General features: G+C 71.0%; 15 protein-coding genes and 1 pseudogene. 3 read left to right on the top strand and 13 right to left on the bottom strand.

Annotated elements, in window-relative coordinates:
* Window positions 1-15 precede the first annotated feature (15 nt).
* The 3 genes and pseudogenes from ACIQ6Y_RS20425 to ACIQ6Y_RS20415 all read right to left on the bottom strand — a co-directional run.
* Entirely contained in the window at window positions 16-825 is an 810-nt protein-coding gene (locus ACIQ6Y_RS20425; RefSeq protein ID WP_404040706.1) for a hypothetical protein, read from the bottom strand.
* A 456-nt stretch (window positions 826-1,281) separates the two neighbouring features.
* On the bottom strand, window positions 1,282-2,124 hold the full coding sequence (locus ACIQ6Y_RS20420; RefSeq protein ID WP_404040703.1) for an alpha/beta fold hydrolase: 843 nt from the start codon (window positions 2,122-2,124) through the stop codon (window positions 1,282-1,284).
* A gap of 38 nt (window positions 2,125-2,162) precedes the next feature.
* Window positions 2,163-2,240 (bottom strand): annotated as a pseudogene (locus tag ACIQ6Y_RS20415) (dihydrofolate reductase); the annotation flags it as partial.
* A gap of 909 nt (window positions 2,241-3,149) precedes the next feature.
* On the opposite strand from ACIQ6Y_RS20415, the gene ACIQ6Y_RS20410 reads away from it, so the two are divergent.
* Entirely contained in the window at window positions 3,150-3,572 is a 423-nt protein-coding gene (locus ACIQ6Y_RS20410; RefSeq protein WP_404040700.1) for a hypothetical protein, read from the top strand.
* A 1,663-nt stretch (window positions 3,573-5,235) separates the two neighbouring features.
* Here the strand turns inward: ACIQ6Y_RS20410 and ACIQ6Y_RS20405 are convergent.
* The 5 genes from ACIQ6Y_RS20405 to ACIQ6Y_RS20385 all read right to left on the bottom strand — a co-directional run bounded on the left by ACIQ6Y_RS20405 (window position 5,236) and on the right by ACIQ6Y_RS20385 (window position 8,038).
* Window positions 5,236-5,634, bottom strand: a complete 399-nt coding sequence (locus ACIQ6Y_RS20405; RefSeq protein ID WP_404040697.1) for an ACT domain-containing protein — start codon at window positions 5,632-5,634, stop codon at window positions 5,236-5,238.
* Window positions 5,635-5,889: 255 nt separating this feature from the next.
* Entirely contained in the window at window positions 5,890-6,264 is a 375-nt protein-coding gene (locus ACIQ6Y_RS20400) for a hypothetical protein (RefSeq protein ID WP_404040694.1), read from the bottom strand.
* A 13-nt stretch (window positions 6,265-6,277) separates the two neighbouring features.
* Entirely contained in the window at window positions 6,278-6,802 is a 525-nt protein-coding gene (locus ACIQ6Y_RS20395) for a roadblock/LC7 domain-containing protein (protein ID WP_404040691.1), read from the bottom strand.
* A 34-nt stretch (window positions 6,803-6,836) separates the two neighbouring features.
* Window positions 6,837-7,652 (bottom strand): transcriptional regulator, encoded by an 816-nt coding sequence (locus ACIQ6Y_RS20390; protein ID WP_404040689.1) that lies wholly within the window; start codon window positions 7,650-7,652, stop codon window positions 6,837-6,839.
* Entirely contained in the window at window positions 7,649-8,038 is a 390-nt protein-coding gene (locus ACIQ6Y_RS20385) for a hypothetical protein (RefSeq protein WP_404040687.1), read from the bottom strand. Before ACIQ6Y_RS20385 ends, ACIQ6Y_RS20390 begins: the two co-directional genes overlap by 4 nt.
* Window positions 8,039-8,439: 401 nt before the next feature.
* Here ACIQ6Y_RS20385 and ACIQ6Y_RS20380 point away from each other — a divergent pair, with 401 nt between their 5' ends.
* A complete protein-coding gene (locus ACIQ6Y_RS20380; protein WP_404040685.1) occupies window positions 8,440-9,162 on the top strand; it encodes a VOC family protein in 723 nt (240 codons plus the stop codon).
* A gap of 107 nt (window positions 9,163-9,269) precedes the next feature.
* Here the strand turns inward: ACIQ6Y_RS20380 and ACIQ6Y_RS20375 are convergent, their stop codons facing one another.
* The 4 genes from ACIQ6Y_RS20375 to ACIQ6Y_RS20360 all read right to left on the bottom strand — a co-directional run bounded on the left by ACIQ6Y_RS20375 (window position 9,270) and on the right by ACIQ6Y_RS20360 (window position 11,907).
* Window positions 9,270-9,656 (bottom strand): hypothetical protein, encoded by a 387-nt coding sequence (locus ACIQ6Y_RS20375; RefSeq protein ID WP_404040682.1) that lies wholly within the window; start codon window positions 9,654-9,656, stop codon window positions 9,270-9,272.
* 505 nt (window positions 9,657-10,161) lie between these two features.
* Complete coding sequence (gene folE / locus ACIQ6Y_RS20370) at window positions 10,162-10,818, bottom strand: GTP cyclohydrolase I FolE (protein ID WP_404040679.1); 657 nt, start codon at window positions 10,816-10,818, stop codon at window positions 10,162-10,164.
* Window position 10,819: 1 nt separating this feature from the next.
* On the bottom strand, window positions 10,820-11,290 hold the full coding sequence (locus ACIQ6Y_RS20365; protein ID WP_404040676.1) for a hypothetical protein: 471 nt from the start codon (window positions 11,288-11,290) through the stop codon (window positions 10,820-10,822).
* Between the two features lie 68 nt (window positions 11,291-11,358).
* Complete coding sequence (locus ACIQ6Y_RS20360) at window positions 11,359-11,907, bottom strand: DUF2231 domain-containing protein (protein WP_404040673.1); 549 nt, start codon at window positions 11,905-11,907, stop codon at window positions 11,359-11,361.
* 121 nt (window positions 11,908-12,028) lie between these two features.
* Here ACIQ6Y_RS20360 and ACIQ6Y_RS20355 point away from each other — a divergent pair, with 121 nt between their 5' ends.
* Window positions 12,029-12,781 carry a helix-turn-helix transcriptional regulator gene (locus ACIQ6Y_RS20355; protein WP_404040670.1) on the top strand — a complete coding sequence of 251 codons (753 nt, stop codon included), beginning with the start codon at window positions 12,029-12,031 and terminating at the stop codon, window positions 12,779-12,781.
* Window positions 12,782-13,018: 237 nt separating this feature from the next.
* Here the strand turns inward: ACIQ6Y_RS20355 and ACIQ6Y_RS20350 are convergent, their stop codons facing one another.
* Window positions 13,019-13,561 carry a GNAT family N-acetyltransferase gene (locus ACIQ6Y_RS20350; RefSeq protein WP_404040667.1) on the bottom strand — a complete coding sequence of 181 codons (543 nt, stop codon included), beginning with the start codon at window positions 13,559-13,561 and terminating at the stop codon, window positions 13,019-13,021.
* Window positions 13,562-13,602 lie beyond the last annotated feature (41 nt).

Below are 13,602 nucleotides of genomic sequence, written 5' to 3'. Positions count from 1 at the left end.
CGTCGGCTCACCCGATCAGAAGGTGGCGTGAACCCCCAGCAGGTCACCTTCCAGGCGGCCCGTCAGGGTGTCGCCGTCGAAGCGGGAGAAAGTGAGGCCCAGGGTCCAGGTCCAGTCCAGAAGGATCGACGCCAGGACGCCCGACGAGCCCGCGGGCGAGAAGTTGAGTGACACGGGCACGGGTTCGGTGGATGCCTTGGCCCCGAAGAAGCCCGAGTACGTCTGGAGGTACTTGGGCAGGAGCGGGATCGGCCCTTCCTCCGACAACACCTTGACCCGGGTCGGCACGACGGCGCCCGCCGCGAGTGCCACGGCAATCGCGGCAGGCTTCTTGAGCCGGTATTCGGTGCCGGCGCCCGTGTCCGAAACGCCCGTCAGGTGCGGCGTCGTCGTCGGTGTGGCGGTCAGCAATGTGCCGAAGGAGAGGTTGCAGTTGGGCAGCTTCTCGAAGGTTGCGCCGCCACCGCCCGCTTCGTCGAACATCACATCCGGGCCCAGTGACACCGGGAGGCCGATGAGCGGGTCCACCGGGATGCTCTGGAAGGGCAGTTCGACTCCGAACAATGCCTCGGGTTGGGCATCGATGCCGGTGACCGTCGTGGGGACGAAGTCGTCGACGAGCGCGCTGCGCAATGCGACAGGCGACGCCGTACGGATTCTGCGGTCGAACCGGGGTTCGTCGTAGTCGAACGTCCACCCGGTGGAGGCGGGCAGGCGGAGATCGCCGTACGGATCACTCCGCGAAACGTCGGGCGGATCGGTGTTGGTCGCCAGCCGGCATTGGAACGAACCCTGGAAGTAAATCTTGATCTGTTTGAACGCCATGAGGTTCCTCTGACGAGGGCGCCGGGTCGGCGTCACCGGACAATCTCTCAGCGGCGCGGCTGACATCCTGGGCATCGGACGCCACCTTCGCGCCCTTGGGGCCCCCTCTCCTCCACAGTAGGCACACTCGCCCTGCTGTTGCAGCTCGCGCGCTGGGACGGACAGCCTGCCTCGAAGCCCATCAACACCCTCACGGCGGCGGGCCCCGAGCGGAACGACACCGCGTTCGCCCCGCACGCGAGTACACGGGTGCCCTGCCGGTCCGCATCCCCCGATGTCGGTGAACGCCTTCGGGTCCTCGGACTGCCCGACGCGTCGACCGGAAGCCCGCTGCTCCTGGACTCTCCTCATCCAGGGTCTCGCCGCCGGAACCGGGCTGCAAGCCGTGGCAGGATCGCGGGCCGCGAGCGCCACATCGGCGTCGATCACCCTGATCGAGGAACCCACCCGCGCCCTCTACCCGAGCGTGAGCATCGCTTCGGTGAGCTCGTCGACCGCCGCGTCGGGGATCGCTGTGGCGGCCTCCTTGAGGACGAGCAGCCGTGCCCCGGGGATGTCGCGCGCGATCGCCTCGCCGTTGCCGACGGGGAAGAACGGGTCGCGGTGGCCGTGGACGACGAGCGTGGGGACGTCGACCTCGGGCAGACGCTCGCGCCAGCGGGGCGCGCAGTCGAGCCGGGAGAACACCATGCCCATCTGGTTGGCCATCTGGACCGCTGGTGCGGTGCCGGGCGTGCGGTCCCAGATGCGCGCGGCGATCGCGCGCGCGGCGACGGGGTCGTTGCCGAGGATCTCCGCGCCGGCGGCGGCGAACTCCGCCACCGCCTCGCGGTCGGTCCAGTCGGGCATCCGGCGCGCGAAGAGCCGGCTCATCGTCGCCTGGTCATGGCCGGGGAGGTCGTCGTCGGGCGGGCCGGGGGCGACCGCGCGGGTGCCGACCAGGGTGAGCGCCGCGAACGCGCCCGGATGGTCGAGCACGGCCACCTGGGCGACCATCCCGCCGACGCCGATCCCCGCGAGGTGCGCGGGCCCGCCGCCGAGCGCGTCGGCAAGGGCGGCCGCGTCGGCGGCGAGGTCGCGCAGGGTGTAGGCGGGCGCCTGAGGGTCCGCCGTCGTCGACTCCCCGCTGTCACGCAGGTCGTAGCGCACCACACGGCGCCCGCCGGCAGCGAGGCGCTCGCACAGCGCGTCGGGCCACGACAGCATCGTCGTGCCGCCCGCGAGCAGGACGAGTGGCGCCTCGTCGTCCCCGAACGACTCGATGCCCAAGGCGACCTCATTGACGTGAACCGTGGTCATCGGATCACCTCAGGACGTCGTACGACCTCCGGGTCATTCCCGCCGTCCGGGCCGGGGTCGGGCCCGGTGACGAAGCCGTCCAGGGGGACCGAGATGTCAGCGATGATGCGAGTCATGCCAGGGCAGACCCGATCCGCCGCCCAAACTCATCGCCGGCCGGGGGAGTGGACGCCGTGCCGTCTTCCGCGGTGTCACCTCCACCAGAGGATCGGGCCGGCGAGGAGGGCTGCGGCGTAGGAAGATCCACGTGATGGCCGTGCCGTCCAGCGGAGCCACGCATTGCCAGGCGGCGGCGAGTTGGGCCGTCGTCGTGTGTAGAGAGGCATGACGAGCCAGAAGCGGTGAGCTGCGCCGGCCGGGGTGATCAGTCCGGTCGGGACGGGCCGGTAGGGCTTGTTCAGCCGGTCCTCCTCGGCGCCGCGGGCCTGATTGGACGCGTCGAAGACGTAGCCGTAGAGGAAGGCGAGGACACCGACGGCACCCAGGTTCCCGAGTGCGTGCCGAGCTGACAGTTCGTTCCGTAGACAGGCTCCAAAGGCGATACACCAGCGGCGGCACCACGTTGACCAGCACGTTGTCCGCGAGCATGCGCCACGACACGCTCGCCTCTGTCCGAATGAAGCGCACCGCCTGTGCGACGCAGGCGAGGGTCCGCGGCGTTCCCGTCTGTGCTGCTGGTGAGGGAACGGACTTGTCCAGGGTGAGCGTCACGGTGCGGTCGCCGACTCACTCGACGACTACACCGGCGATCTCGACGAGGCCGTCGGCTGCTTCCAAGCAGCGCTGGACCGGGTCCCCGAGGCGGAGGCCACGATGGTGGCCAACCTTGGGGGTGCCCGGGGACGTCGATGTGGGGCTGCGGTGGTGTGTGTGGGGCGGACGATTCAGGCCCCGCGTTGAGGTGTGAGTACCGGGCAGCGGTGGCGCGTCGCTGGCCTGAAAGCCCTCTGGACGCAGTTGATATGCCGCCTGGAGAGTAAAGCGTGCTCGATGCGAGCAGTCGGCCGTCAACTCCTGGAGACTCCATGCGTATTCGTCTCGCCGCTGCACTCTGCGGCGTCGCGCTCGCCTTAAGTACGCCGCTGAGCGCGCCCGTCGCCACCGCCCAGACGTCCGCCTACCCGACCAGCGCATTCGACGTCACCGTCGGGAACACCTACACGAGGGGCACCATCACCTGGTACAACCGTTCGGTCACTGTGACGGGCGAACACAAGTCAGTGGACGCTTCCAGCTGCCGGGGTACCTCAGTGTTCACCCTCAACAGTGCCGGCGTCGAACTGAGCAGGGCCTACAGCGACAGCGTGTGCGGCAGGAGCGAGACGTTCTCGATCCCTGTCGACGCGGATGTTCCCGGTGGCGCGGCCGTCGTCCGCGTCTGCCTCGATGACGGCAATCCTCCGGAATGGATCACGTACTTCGAGTGCAAGCGATACGGGCGCCCCTGACCGCCCTGGAGCAACTGCCCGCGCCGACGCTGCCGTTCGTGGTCCGACATCGGCTCTTCGGCCGGGCATGACGACGTACGACACCGTTCCGCGGCCGCGCTCGACGCGCCCAGCAGGGTCAGGAGCTGCGGGCCGGTCTCGTTGGGCTCGTAGACCGGGACGCCCTTGTCCTGGCCGTAGAGGATCTCGTACGCCCCCTCCTTGCCGGCGAGCGGCGTGCTGCGGAAACTCGACGCCTCGGGGCCGAGGAGTGGCAGCAGGCCGACCCGCAGCGGCTTCGTGCGGAATCCGGAAGGCGACGCGCTCGCCCACCGACTGGCACGCCCCACGGATGCGAAACAGGCGCACAGCCGCCCACGCTGCTCGGGTTCACCGACGCGGCCATCGGCGCGCAACTGCTGCCGGCGGCCGCCGGGATGGTGCACTGCGACGCGGCGCGGCTGAGGGACCGTCGCCGTGCTCGGGGTCCGCTCCGGAAACGGGCAGGCGATCTTTCGCGAGCAAGTGCTGCGGGAGTGGGCGACCTACGGCCCGGGGCGGAAATGAACCTCGAATGGTCCACCGACCCGGTGGCGTTCGCCCTGCGCGACGCACTCGCTCGGCGGATCCGCGAGTTCCCCGCCGTCCGCTCGGTGTGGGTGGCTCAGGTCCGGTGGCGGGCCAGCGGGGAAGAACACTTGATGCTGCACGTCGCCGTGGACGAAGACCTGCCCTCGGCCTCCGCCGACCGCCTGATGCAGACCCTCCTCGGCGAGGAGGTGAAGCTCGGCCGAAGCGACCCGAAGGTCGGCATGCTCGCCCTGAACACCACCACTCACGCCGACACCATTTCCCAACTGCCCGCGGGAAGCATGTGTGAGGTCTCGTCGTACGCCGGCCACTGCTCAATTCGGACCGCCCCACCCCCGGACTCGGAGCCCCCGGTACGACGGGCTGATCGCAGGTCAGCATCGCTGCGCCGGGTCCCTCCATGTGATGACCGGCTTCCGTGGTGCCGCCCGGCGGGGTGCGCGGTGCAGCACAGTGGGTCGGTGCCACCTCGCCCAATGACCTTCCTGGCCCTGGTCCTCCTGAGCGTCACGGCCTGCGCCACGGTGACCCCCGGCACTCCGGCGCGGGACGACCGCCCGCAGGGAGTGCACGGTCCGGCCCTGCCCGACCGGCCGGCGCCGCCGCGGCCCGCGCCGTCGGTGACGCAGCGCTCGCAGCGGTCCGCCCTGGTGCGGACCGGGCCCCAGCGCCCCCGCAGCCGAGACCGCGTTCTCGAGCGCCGCGTCGAGGCGCCCGTGCGGCAGCCGGCCACAGCGGCGCCACCACAGCAGGCCGCACCTCAGGTCCGTCCGGCCGCTCCCCAGCGACCCGCACAGCCTCGTGTGCGGCCCCGGCCGGCCACCCAGGCGCCCCCGGCTCCGAAGGTGCCGCCTACCCGACCGCACACGCAACCGCCGGTCCAGCCCGAGCAGATGCGTGACCTGTGCCGCAGGGCGGACGGGGTCGCGCCCTCCGGGATCGCGGACCTGTGCCATCAGGCCTGGGGATAACAACAGACCGCCCACAAGGGGGAGATGCCGGGCCGGGATGGAGATCAGCGGGCCCGATTCGCCCACAGCGCCGCAACTGGTATGTCGGCGGCGAGCCCGGACCGGCCCGTTCCTGGGTCGGGTCAGGCCGAACGGTGTGCCAGGCTGTCCAGGGCGGCCACCGCCCGGTCGGCATGCTCGTAGGGGACGAACAGGTGGTCGTGGTGAAACCCGGCGACGACGTTGCAGCTCAGGCCGACGTCGGCAAGCTCCCGCGAGACCGCGGCGGTCAGCCCGACCGCATCGAGCGCGGAATGGATGCGCAACGTGATCCAGCCGGCCACGTAGTCGTATGCCAGCCCTGCCGCATCCGCCTCTTCAAGCGGCACCACGAGGGTCAGGCCCTCGTCCTCGGCGACCGTGACCAAAGGGGTGACACCGGAGGGCACACCGCCCTCGACCGTGGTGAACACGTAGCGGCCCGCCCTCAGCTCCGGGCGCATGCCACGCAGCAGCTTCTGCAGATCACTCTCGCCACCCACGATCATCAGCCTACTCGCCCCGATTCGGCTGTGGCGGCGGCAGCCGGGCACTCGCAGGGGCCCTTGCCGGTCGCCGCCCGTGCGGGCGGCCGCCACCGCCGTACTCGTGTCTCGGCTCGCGTACGTCTGGCTGAGCGCACACATCGAGCAGCCCGTACAGAGGGGGGCAAGCCCTGCCGCGGCACCGGTGTCGCGGCAGGCGACGTGGCCCAGGGCGGGCCCGCCGCCGTGCCGTCGCGGAGGTCTGGGCCTTGCTCAGACCTCCAGCGTCTGCTCGATCTTCCGCAGCTGGTGGCGGGCCATCGCCAGGTTGGCCCGCTGGGAGTCCAGCACCAGGTAGAGGAACAGGCCGTTGCCGCTGCGGCCGCTGAGCAGCCGGATCAGGTGGTACTGGTCGGTCAGGGTGATGAGGATGTCCTCGATCTCGCCCTTGAGCCCCAGGTGCTCCATCGTGCGCATCTTGGCGCGGATCACATCGGTGTTGCCCGCGGCGGCGACGTTCAGGTCGAAGCCTTTGCTGCCGCCGATGGTGCCGAGCGCCATTCCGGTGGTGTAGTCGACGAGCGCGGCTCCGGTGGCACCCTCGATGGAGGCGAGGGCTTCCTTCAGCGCGGTCTCGGTGTTGGCCATGGCTGGGTTCCTTTCAGGATTCGGTGATGCGGGTCGGTTCGGTGGGGGTCGAGCCGGCAGCGGATGTGCCGGTGGGGGCCGTGGTGCGTGCGGCGGCGGGCCGGGTCGGAAGCCGGCCGGTGCTCTTCGCGGGGGCCCTGGAGGGGGCCTTCGCGGCGGAGGCGGGCTCGGCGGCTGCCACGAGGCCGGCGATGTGCGCGCCGGACCGGCGGCCCTCCAGATGCAGCCGGCCGACGTTCACCCGGTCCTGGGCGAGCAGCGTCAGGACGGCGGAGGGGCCGGCGGCGTAGGTGGCGACATAGCCGTTGTGGCCGCGCAGCAGCAGCTCGCGCAGCTCGCCCCGGCCGGTCGCGTCGGAGGTGCGCAGGGCGACGCCCAGTGCGGCGGCGGTGAGCGCCGCCAGGCCCTCCGGCTCCACACCGGGTGTGTCGTGGGCGAGTACGAGCCCGTCCACACTCGCTGCGAGAGCACCGGTCAATTGGGGTAAGCGGGCGCGCAGCCGCTGCAGTTCGTCGAGGATCTCGGCCTGGGCCGCCATCAGGTCGCTCCTCTCGTTGCGCGGTCGTTGCCGTTCAAAGGGCCTCCAGCGCATCCCTGAGCCTCTTCAGCAGGGTGATGTCGGGGTCGGTCGCAGGGGGCGGGGCCGGGCCCGCCGGGGGGTCGGGCCGCGGGGGCGGGGCGCCTGCCACCACCAGACCGGCCGCGACCAGCCGGCGTACGGCGACCAGCGTGTGGAAGGTGTGCCGCCCCAGCGCGTGGGCGATCTCGGGCGCGGTACGCACTCCGTCCACCAGCTCCAGCACGGCCCGCCGAGAGGCCGGCTGCGCAGCGTCGGTGTCCGCCCCGGTGCCACGCAGCAGCCGCATGCTGTCGGGCCGGTCGTCCGGCCACAGCCGGTGCAGCAGCGCGCGGCGGCGCAGGGTCTCCCGCTCCAGCGCCGCCACGGTCACCGGCCGCAGAACCCCGAGCGGATGCCGGTCGCCGTAGCGGAAGCGGCCCGGCGTACGGCTCGGGGCGAGCGCGAAGTACCCGGCGTCGAACAGCACGCCGGTGTGGCACAGCTCCAGCGCGCCCCGGGCGATCAGGCCGGTGTCGAGCAGCAGCCGGGCGGCGCCGCGCCGGTCGTCGGCCTGGGCCGAGGCGTCCCGCCAGGCCTCGGCGGAGAGGGTGCCGTGCGCCGGGAGCAGGGCGTCGAGGCCGGGGGCCAGGGGGCTGTCGGCGTGCACCACCTGCCCGTCGGCGAGGTACAGGGTGCCGTGCTCACGTTCCAGCGCGCCGGTGGCCCGCTCGTGGGACAGGCGGCTCAGCATCGGCGAGAGGCCGCCCGTCCGCCGGGCCGCCGTCTCGCGCATCGGCAGCCGGGGCGGTGTCGTCTCCACCACGGTCATCCCAGCACCAGCCGCCCGGCCATCTCGTCCAGCCGGATGCGGGCGAGAGCGAGGTTGCCGTCCGCGCGGCCGAGCCACACGTGCAGGAACACGCTGCTGTCGAACGACGTCCGCAGGAACCGCAGCAGATGGAAGCTGTCGTGGTTGCTGATGATGAGATCCTCGACCGGCGGGTCGGCCTCCGTGCCGTCCGCGGGCGTGAACGTCCGCTGCTCGGCGGCCAGTCGGGCCACCTCGGCGGCCTCGGTGGCGGCCGCCTCCGGGTCACCGCCGGGGAACTCCCCGACCTGGCCCAGCGCCAGCCCGCTCGTCCAGTCGACCAGCGCGGCCCCCCTGGCTCCGGGCAGCCGCATGGCCTCCAGCAGACATTCGTCGATTCCGGGCATGCCGGCGCCCCTCCCACCTGTGGTCCGGCTGAGTGAGGAAGACGCTACGCTCCGTGTGTGCGAGGGGTGGAGGTTCTGGCATTTTCCAGTGGAACATGCGCCGGAGGGCTAGGGTTGCTCAACTGAGGCCTGCCGTACGGCCGTTGGCCACCCGTGTGCCCAGGTCACGCGGCTCGGCGGCCCTCGGACCCGGGCCGGTCGGTGAGCGCGTCCGCGTCCGCATGCCGCCCGCCGGACTCTGTGACGATCCTCCGGAGCGTCTGCGGCGCCCATACCCTCGCGAACTGCCGCCCCGCGACGGAAACTCGGATGCGGGTGCCCGCGCGGCCACCCTAGGCTGCGCTCGCGGGAGGGCGACGTGCGCTCTCTCGAGCGTCAGCGGATCGGAGATGTACCGGGGTATGACCAGTCAACTGTTCGCGATCTGCTTCAATGCGACCCGGCCCGCGGACCTGGCACGTTTTTGGTCCGAGCTCCTGGGCGGGGAGTTGGCCGACGGTCCGGACGGCGACATCGCGGTCCTGCCTCCTGATACCGACGGGTTCCGCATCCGTTTCCTGCCGAGCCAGGAGCCGAAGACCGGTCAGAACCGGGCACACTTCGACCTGACGAGCGCCTCCCCGGAGCAGCAGCAGGAGACGGTGGCCAGGGCGCTGAAGCTCGGCGGGAAGCACATCGACGTGGGCCAGCTCCCTGAGGAGGGGCATGTGGTGCTCGCCGATCCGGACGGCAACGAGTTCTGCGTCATCCAGGCGGGCAACAAGTTCCTCGCCGACACGGGCTTCATCGGAGCACTGGCCTGCGACGGTACCCAGGCGGTCGGCTACTTCTGGAGCGAGGCGCTGCGGTGGCCGCTGGTCTGGGACCAGGACCAGGAGACCGCGATCCAATCGCCGAACGGCGGTACGAAGATCACCTGGGGCGGTCCCCCGGTGGCGCCCAAGACAGGCACGAACAGGCTCTACTTCGAGCTGGTGGTTCCCACCGGCGCCGACTGGGAGGCGGAGGTGGAGCGCCTCATCGCGCTCGGCGCGACGCGCACCGAGACCGGCGAGGGCGACGGCAGCCGGGTGATGATGCTCGACCCTGACGGCAACGAGTTCTCCGTACAGAGGCACCGGTAGCGGGGGAGGGTGCGTGAGGCGACCGATGCCGGCAGACCGGCGGCGAGTAGCTGCCGCAGGTGACTCCGGCAGCTCTCACGCCACCGGCGGAACTCCCGATGTGCTCCTCACGCGGCCCAGCGCCCTGCGTGCCCCGCGGCCTCTGTCCGCCTCAGGTCCTGTGCGGGGCTGACGCGGTAGGTGGTCTTGCCCGGGTCGGACACGGGGGCGCCCAGGGTGATGTGGCCGGTCGAGAGCAGTTCCTCGCACACGGCCGTGGGAAGGGCGACGTAGTAGCCACCCGTTCCGGCTGCGGGGCCGTTCGGACGCCAGTAGCCGTATCGCAGGCGCCCGCCCGCCAGCGCCGTGCCGAAGACGGGGGTCCGGGAGTCGGACACGATGCGCAGCACCTCGGCCGCGGGGTCGGCGAGCGGGGTGACGGCACGTCTCGGACGAACGGAGCGAGGGGTGCGTGCCGCGACGGGCGACGGGGGCTGGTGCTGAGCAAGCGCCATCGGCCTGGCCTTTCCTGACGGAGGAATGGACACCGCTTACCCCGTACGGGCCCGGTGTTGATCGTGCTGCGCTGCATTCTGGTTCACACCACTGACAACGGGCTCGCCGAACACGGCCCGCCCCCGGCAGAGCCGTCGCGGGGGCGGGCGCGGGCCGGACTCGGCCCGTGAGGACACCGGGGTGGCAAGGCGTCAGCGCCGGCCTCGCAACTTGCCGAGCAATCGCTGCGCCTGCGCCCTGCGGCGCGGGTCCGAGGAGGCTCGACGCACCTGCTCGATGGCACGCCGTCCCTGCGGACTCCTGCTGAACTGCTTGATCCGATCCAACATGCCTGGCACTGCTGCCTCCTGAGGAAGACCGACGCACAGCCGGTACGGCTTGGGCAGGATGCCGTTTACCCCGGTCGGGGCGTGTCATCCCTGTCCTCGGCGGGTGCCGCGCTCAGGCCCGTACCAAGGATGGAAGTGAAAGCCAGGGCGAGGCATGGGCCGCAACACCATTGGGTCAGGAGGTCACGCCGGTCAGGGCGAGGAACTCGCTGCGGGAGCGGGCGTCGGAGCGCAGCAGCCCGAGCAGGGTGGAGGTCATGGTGCTGGAGCCGGTGGCCTGGACGCCGCGCAGGGTCATGCAGGAGTGTTCGGCCTCGATGACCACCCCGACGCCCTTGGGTTCCAGGTGAGTCTGCAGCCAGTCGGCGACCTGCTTGGTCAGGCGTTCTTGGACCTGGGGACGGCAGGCGAAGTGCTCGACGACACGGGCGAGCTTGGACAGGCCGAGAATGCGGGCGCCGGGCAGGTAGCCGACGTGGGCGGTGCCGACGAACGGCAGCAGATGGTGCTCGCACACGGACCGGACGGGGATGCGGCGGGCCAGGACGAGTTCGTCGTAGCCCTCGTCGTTGGGGAAAGTGGTCAGGTCGAAGGCGCGCGGGCTGAACAGCTCGGCATACGCGCGGGCCATCCGGCCAGGCGTGCCGCGCAGGCTTTCGGAGGCGGTGGAGATGCCGAGGGCGGTCAGAAACTGCCCGGCCGCGGATTCCGCCGCGGCCAGGTCGATCGCCTCTGGCTCATGGACGACCCGCAGGGCCGGCCGTGCGGACACGTTCTCCTCCTCGTCCTGCGCGCCTATTCGGGCCGTCGCACGGTGGGGACGCTCGGTCATGTCAGCTGCCTCCGACGCCCAGGGCGGTCAGAAGGACCAGGAGCAGGGTGACCACCGCGAGCAGACCGTGTGCCACCACCACCGCTACGGGGAAGTGCCGTTCGGCGGGGACGGTCGCTTCGGCTCCGGGGTCTGCGGCGACGGCCGCCTCGGCCGTGCCGCGGTCGCGGTCGCGGTAGACGGGGATCCAGCGGGCCAGCATCACGAATCCCAGCAGGGCGACCGGCAGCAGCAGAGCGAACGCGGTCCAGGCCAGGGCGCTCTTGTCGGCGACGACGTAGATGATCCAGACCACCAGTCCGACGGCTGCCAGGGCGAAGTGGCCGAAGAGGGCGGGGGCGGGCAGGCGGCTGGTGCCCGACTGCTGTTGGCGGATTCCGCCGCGTTGGATCCAGGTGCCGAGCATGTAGAAGCCGCCGAGAGCGGTGACCACCCAGGTGATCAGTGCGGCGATGTCCATGGGTATCTCCATAGGGGAACGGTGGTGATGGCGCCGGAAGAGCCCTGCTGCCGTCGTGGGGAGGGCTGCCGAGGGCCTGGTCACACTGACGAGCGGGTATTCCTCGGGCTGTCGCCGTTCGTGTATCCCTCGGCCTGGGTGTTCTCGTCGGCGACGCGGACGCCGTAGCGGTAGGCGAGTTTGCCGCCCAGGAACCCCGAGACGCCCAGCACCGCCACGCTGATCGCGGACAGCGCGAGCTTGCCGACGCCCACGCTCGCGCCGTTGGTGTAGTCGGCGTGCCGCCATAGGAAGTTGACGGCGTAGGCGGCCGTCACCAGCAGGTTCAGCGTCATGTGGACCAGTGCGGTGCGGAAGGCCGGGGTGGCCGTGGGGATCGCGAACATGTCGAGGAATCCGATCATGGCCGCAAGCACGGCACCGATCACACCGGCCGCGATCAGCCACTCCGAGGACTGGGTCAGGAAGCCCGGCCGGTCGACGACGTGCGAGGCGATGTCGAACACCAGGCTGGTCACCCAGGCGCCGATCGGAACGGTGACCAGGATCGGGTGGAACGGGTGGCCGTACGGGCCGGCGAGCAAGGCGCTGACCGGACGCTTGGCCTGCATCTGTCGCTGATCAGCCATCGCAACCTCCCAGTAGTTTCACCAACAATTGTTGGTTCTATTGCGGGGTGGCGTCAAGATGCCCAGTTGATCGGCTCGAAAGAACGTTTGTGCCCACGCTCATGGGGGTTACTGTGGGGGTGTGGCTTCTGATCCTTCCTCGCGGGCCGAAGCGGCCGACCGCGCCATCGACTCCGTCAGCGTCCTGAGCGAGGACTCGCGACGGCGCATGTTCCTCTTCATCCGCCGTGCCGGCCGCGCCGTCACCCGCGACGAGGCTGCCGCGAGTGTCGGGATATCCAGCAAGCTCGCCGCGTTCCATCTCGACAAGCTCGTCGACGCCGGCCTCCTGCGCGCCCGCTACGAAGCCCCGGGCGGGATCCGCAAGGTCGGCAGGCGGCCCAAGGTGTACGAGCCCACCGACGCCCAGATCACCGTGAACATCCCCGACCGGCGCCACGAACTCCTGGCGGACCTCCTCCTGGACGCCGTCCTGACCGAGGGCGCCGACGAAAGCGCCGCCCAGGCAGCCATGCGCACGGCAGAACAGCGCGGCCGGCAGATGGGCCGTAGTGCCCGTGACAGGACCCGCCCGGGCCGCCTGGGCCCCGAGCGCGGGCTGACCGCATGCGAGCGCCTGCTGGACGAGTACGGCTACGAACCCTTCCGGGAAACCCCCACCCAGCTCCGGCTCCGCAACTGCCCCTTCCACCCGCTGGCGGCCAAGGCCCCCGACCTCGTGTGCGGCATGAACCAGGCCTTCCTCTCCGGCTGCCTGGGTGGCCTTGAGGTCAACGGGGTGCAGGCCGTCCTGGCCCCCGAGCCCGGGGAATGCTGTGTGCGGCTCGCCCCGAGCGACTCCGATCGTGGTGACCAGGTGGCTGAAGACGGCTGACTGACGCGACGCCGCCATCTGCCCGGTGGTGGGAGCCAGTTGGCCCGAACCCGCCAAGGTCCGTCAGACGACACCCGGCACGTCATAGAGCGGCGGCGAAGGCGCGCCGACGGCGGACTCACTCCGACATCCCACAGCGAGGACAGCGGGGAACCACGCAGGCTCCTGTCGGGCCTCACGCCCTGAAGTCAGGAGCTTCATGCACATGATCGAGCCGCGCAGGTGGACTCCGGCCGCTCAACGGGACGGCGTGGCCGGGGACCGCATGCCGAGCCACTGCTCGGCGCCCCACGCCTCGAACCGCTCCACCTCGGTGAACCCCAGCTTCGCCGCGAGGCGCATCGAGCCGACGTTGGCGGTCTGGGTGGTGAGCACGACCGGCTCGCCGGGAAGCGTGCAGTCGAACCAGCCGAGTGCCGCCGCGCACGCCTCGGTGGCGTACCCGCGTCCCCACGCTCGCGGTAGGAAAAGGTAGCCGAGATCGGCCTTCCCCGCGGCAGCCGGGCGACGGTGCCCCGTTGCTCTCCTGAGCAGGATCTGGCCGATCATCGCCCCGTCGAGATCGACGACGAAGCTCCCGGGCCACCGCTCGGGCGCCGCGGGCAGCTCGCGCTCAAGCTCGTCACGTGACCGGGGGCCGCCGAGGTAGGCGTGCACCTTCTGCGAGGCGAGCAGCTCGATGAACGCCGCACGGTCCCGGGCCTCCGGCTCACGGAGCACGAGCCTCTCGGTCCTGATCGGCTCAGGCGGCGGCCAAGCCACGTGTCCAAGATCTTCCATGCGTGCACGCTAACAGGCGGTCAGAACGACCGGACAGGAAC

The organism is Streptomyces sp. NPDC096205, assembly GCF_044763135.1.
GTDB lineage: Bacteria > Actinomycetota > Actinomycetes > Streptomycetales > Streptomycetaceae > Streptomyces.
The sequence above is the reverse complement of the archived record's forward strand: the minus strand, read 5'-3'. Positions and strand labels throughout refer to the sequence as shown.

What these genes read in the sequence shown, in the direction of transcription:
- ACIQ6Y_RS20425 (WP_404040706.1), bottom strand. Translation starts at nt 825, where the DNA reads ATGGCGTTCAAACAGATCAAGATTTACTTCCAGGGTTCGTTCCAATGC.
- ACIQ6Y_RS20420 (WP_404040703.1), bottom strand. Translation starts at nt 2,124, where the DNA reads ATGACCACGGTTCACGTCAATGAGGTCGCCTTGGGCATCGAGTCGTTC.
- ACIQ6Y_RS20410 (WP_404040700.1), top strand. Translation starts at nt 3,150, where the DNA reads ATGCGTATTCGTCTCGCCGCTGCACTCTGCGGCGTCGCGCTCGCCTTA.
- ACIQ6Y_RS20400 (WP_404040694.1), bottom strand. Translation starts at nt 6,264, where the DNA reads ATGGCCAACACCGAGACCGCGCTGAAGGAAGCCCTCGCCTCCATCGAG.
- ACIQ6Y_RS20395 (WP_404040691.1), bottom strand. Translation starts at nt 6,802, where the DNA reads ATGGCGGCCCAGGCCGAGATCCTCGACGAACTGCAGCGGCTGCGCGCC.
- ACIQ6Y_RS20390 (WP_404040689.1), bottom strand. Translation starts at nt 7,652, where the DNA reads ATGACCGTGGTGGAGACGACACCGCCCCGGCTGCCGATGCGCGAGACG.
- ACIQ6Y_RS20385 (WP_404040687.1), bottom strand. Translation starts at nt 8,038, where the DNA reads ATGCCCGGAATCGACGAATGTCTGCTGGAGGCCATGCGGCTGCCCGGA.
- ACIQ6Y_RS20380 (WP_404040685.1), top strand. Translation starts at nt 8,440, where the DNA reads ATGACCAGTCAACTGTTCGCGATCTGCTTCAATGCGACCCGGCCCGCG.
- ACIQ6Y_RS20375 (WP_404040682.1), bottom strand. Translation starts at nt 9,656, where the DNA reads ATGGCGCTTGCTCAGCACCAGCCCCCGTCGCCCGTCGCGGCACGCACC.
- folE (WP_404040679.1), bottom strand. Translation starts at nt 10,818, where the DNA reads ATGACCGAGCGTCCCCACCGTGCGACGGCCCGAATAGGCGCGCAGGAC.
- ACIQ6Y_RS20365 (WP_404040676.1), bottom strand. Translation starts at nt 11,290, where the DNA reads ATGGAGATACCCATGGACATCGCCGCACTGATCACCTGGGTGGTCACC.
- ACIQ6Y_RS20360 (WP_404040673.1), bottom strand. Translation starts at nt 11,907, where the DNA reads ATGGCTGATCAGCGACAGATGCAGGCCAAGCGTCCGGTCAGCGCCTTG.
- ACIQ6Y_RS20350 (WP_404040667.1), bottom strand. Translation starts at nt 13,561, where the DNA reads ATGGAAGATCTTGGACACGTGGCTTGGCCGCCGCCTGAGCCGATCAGG.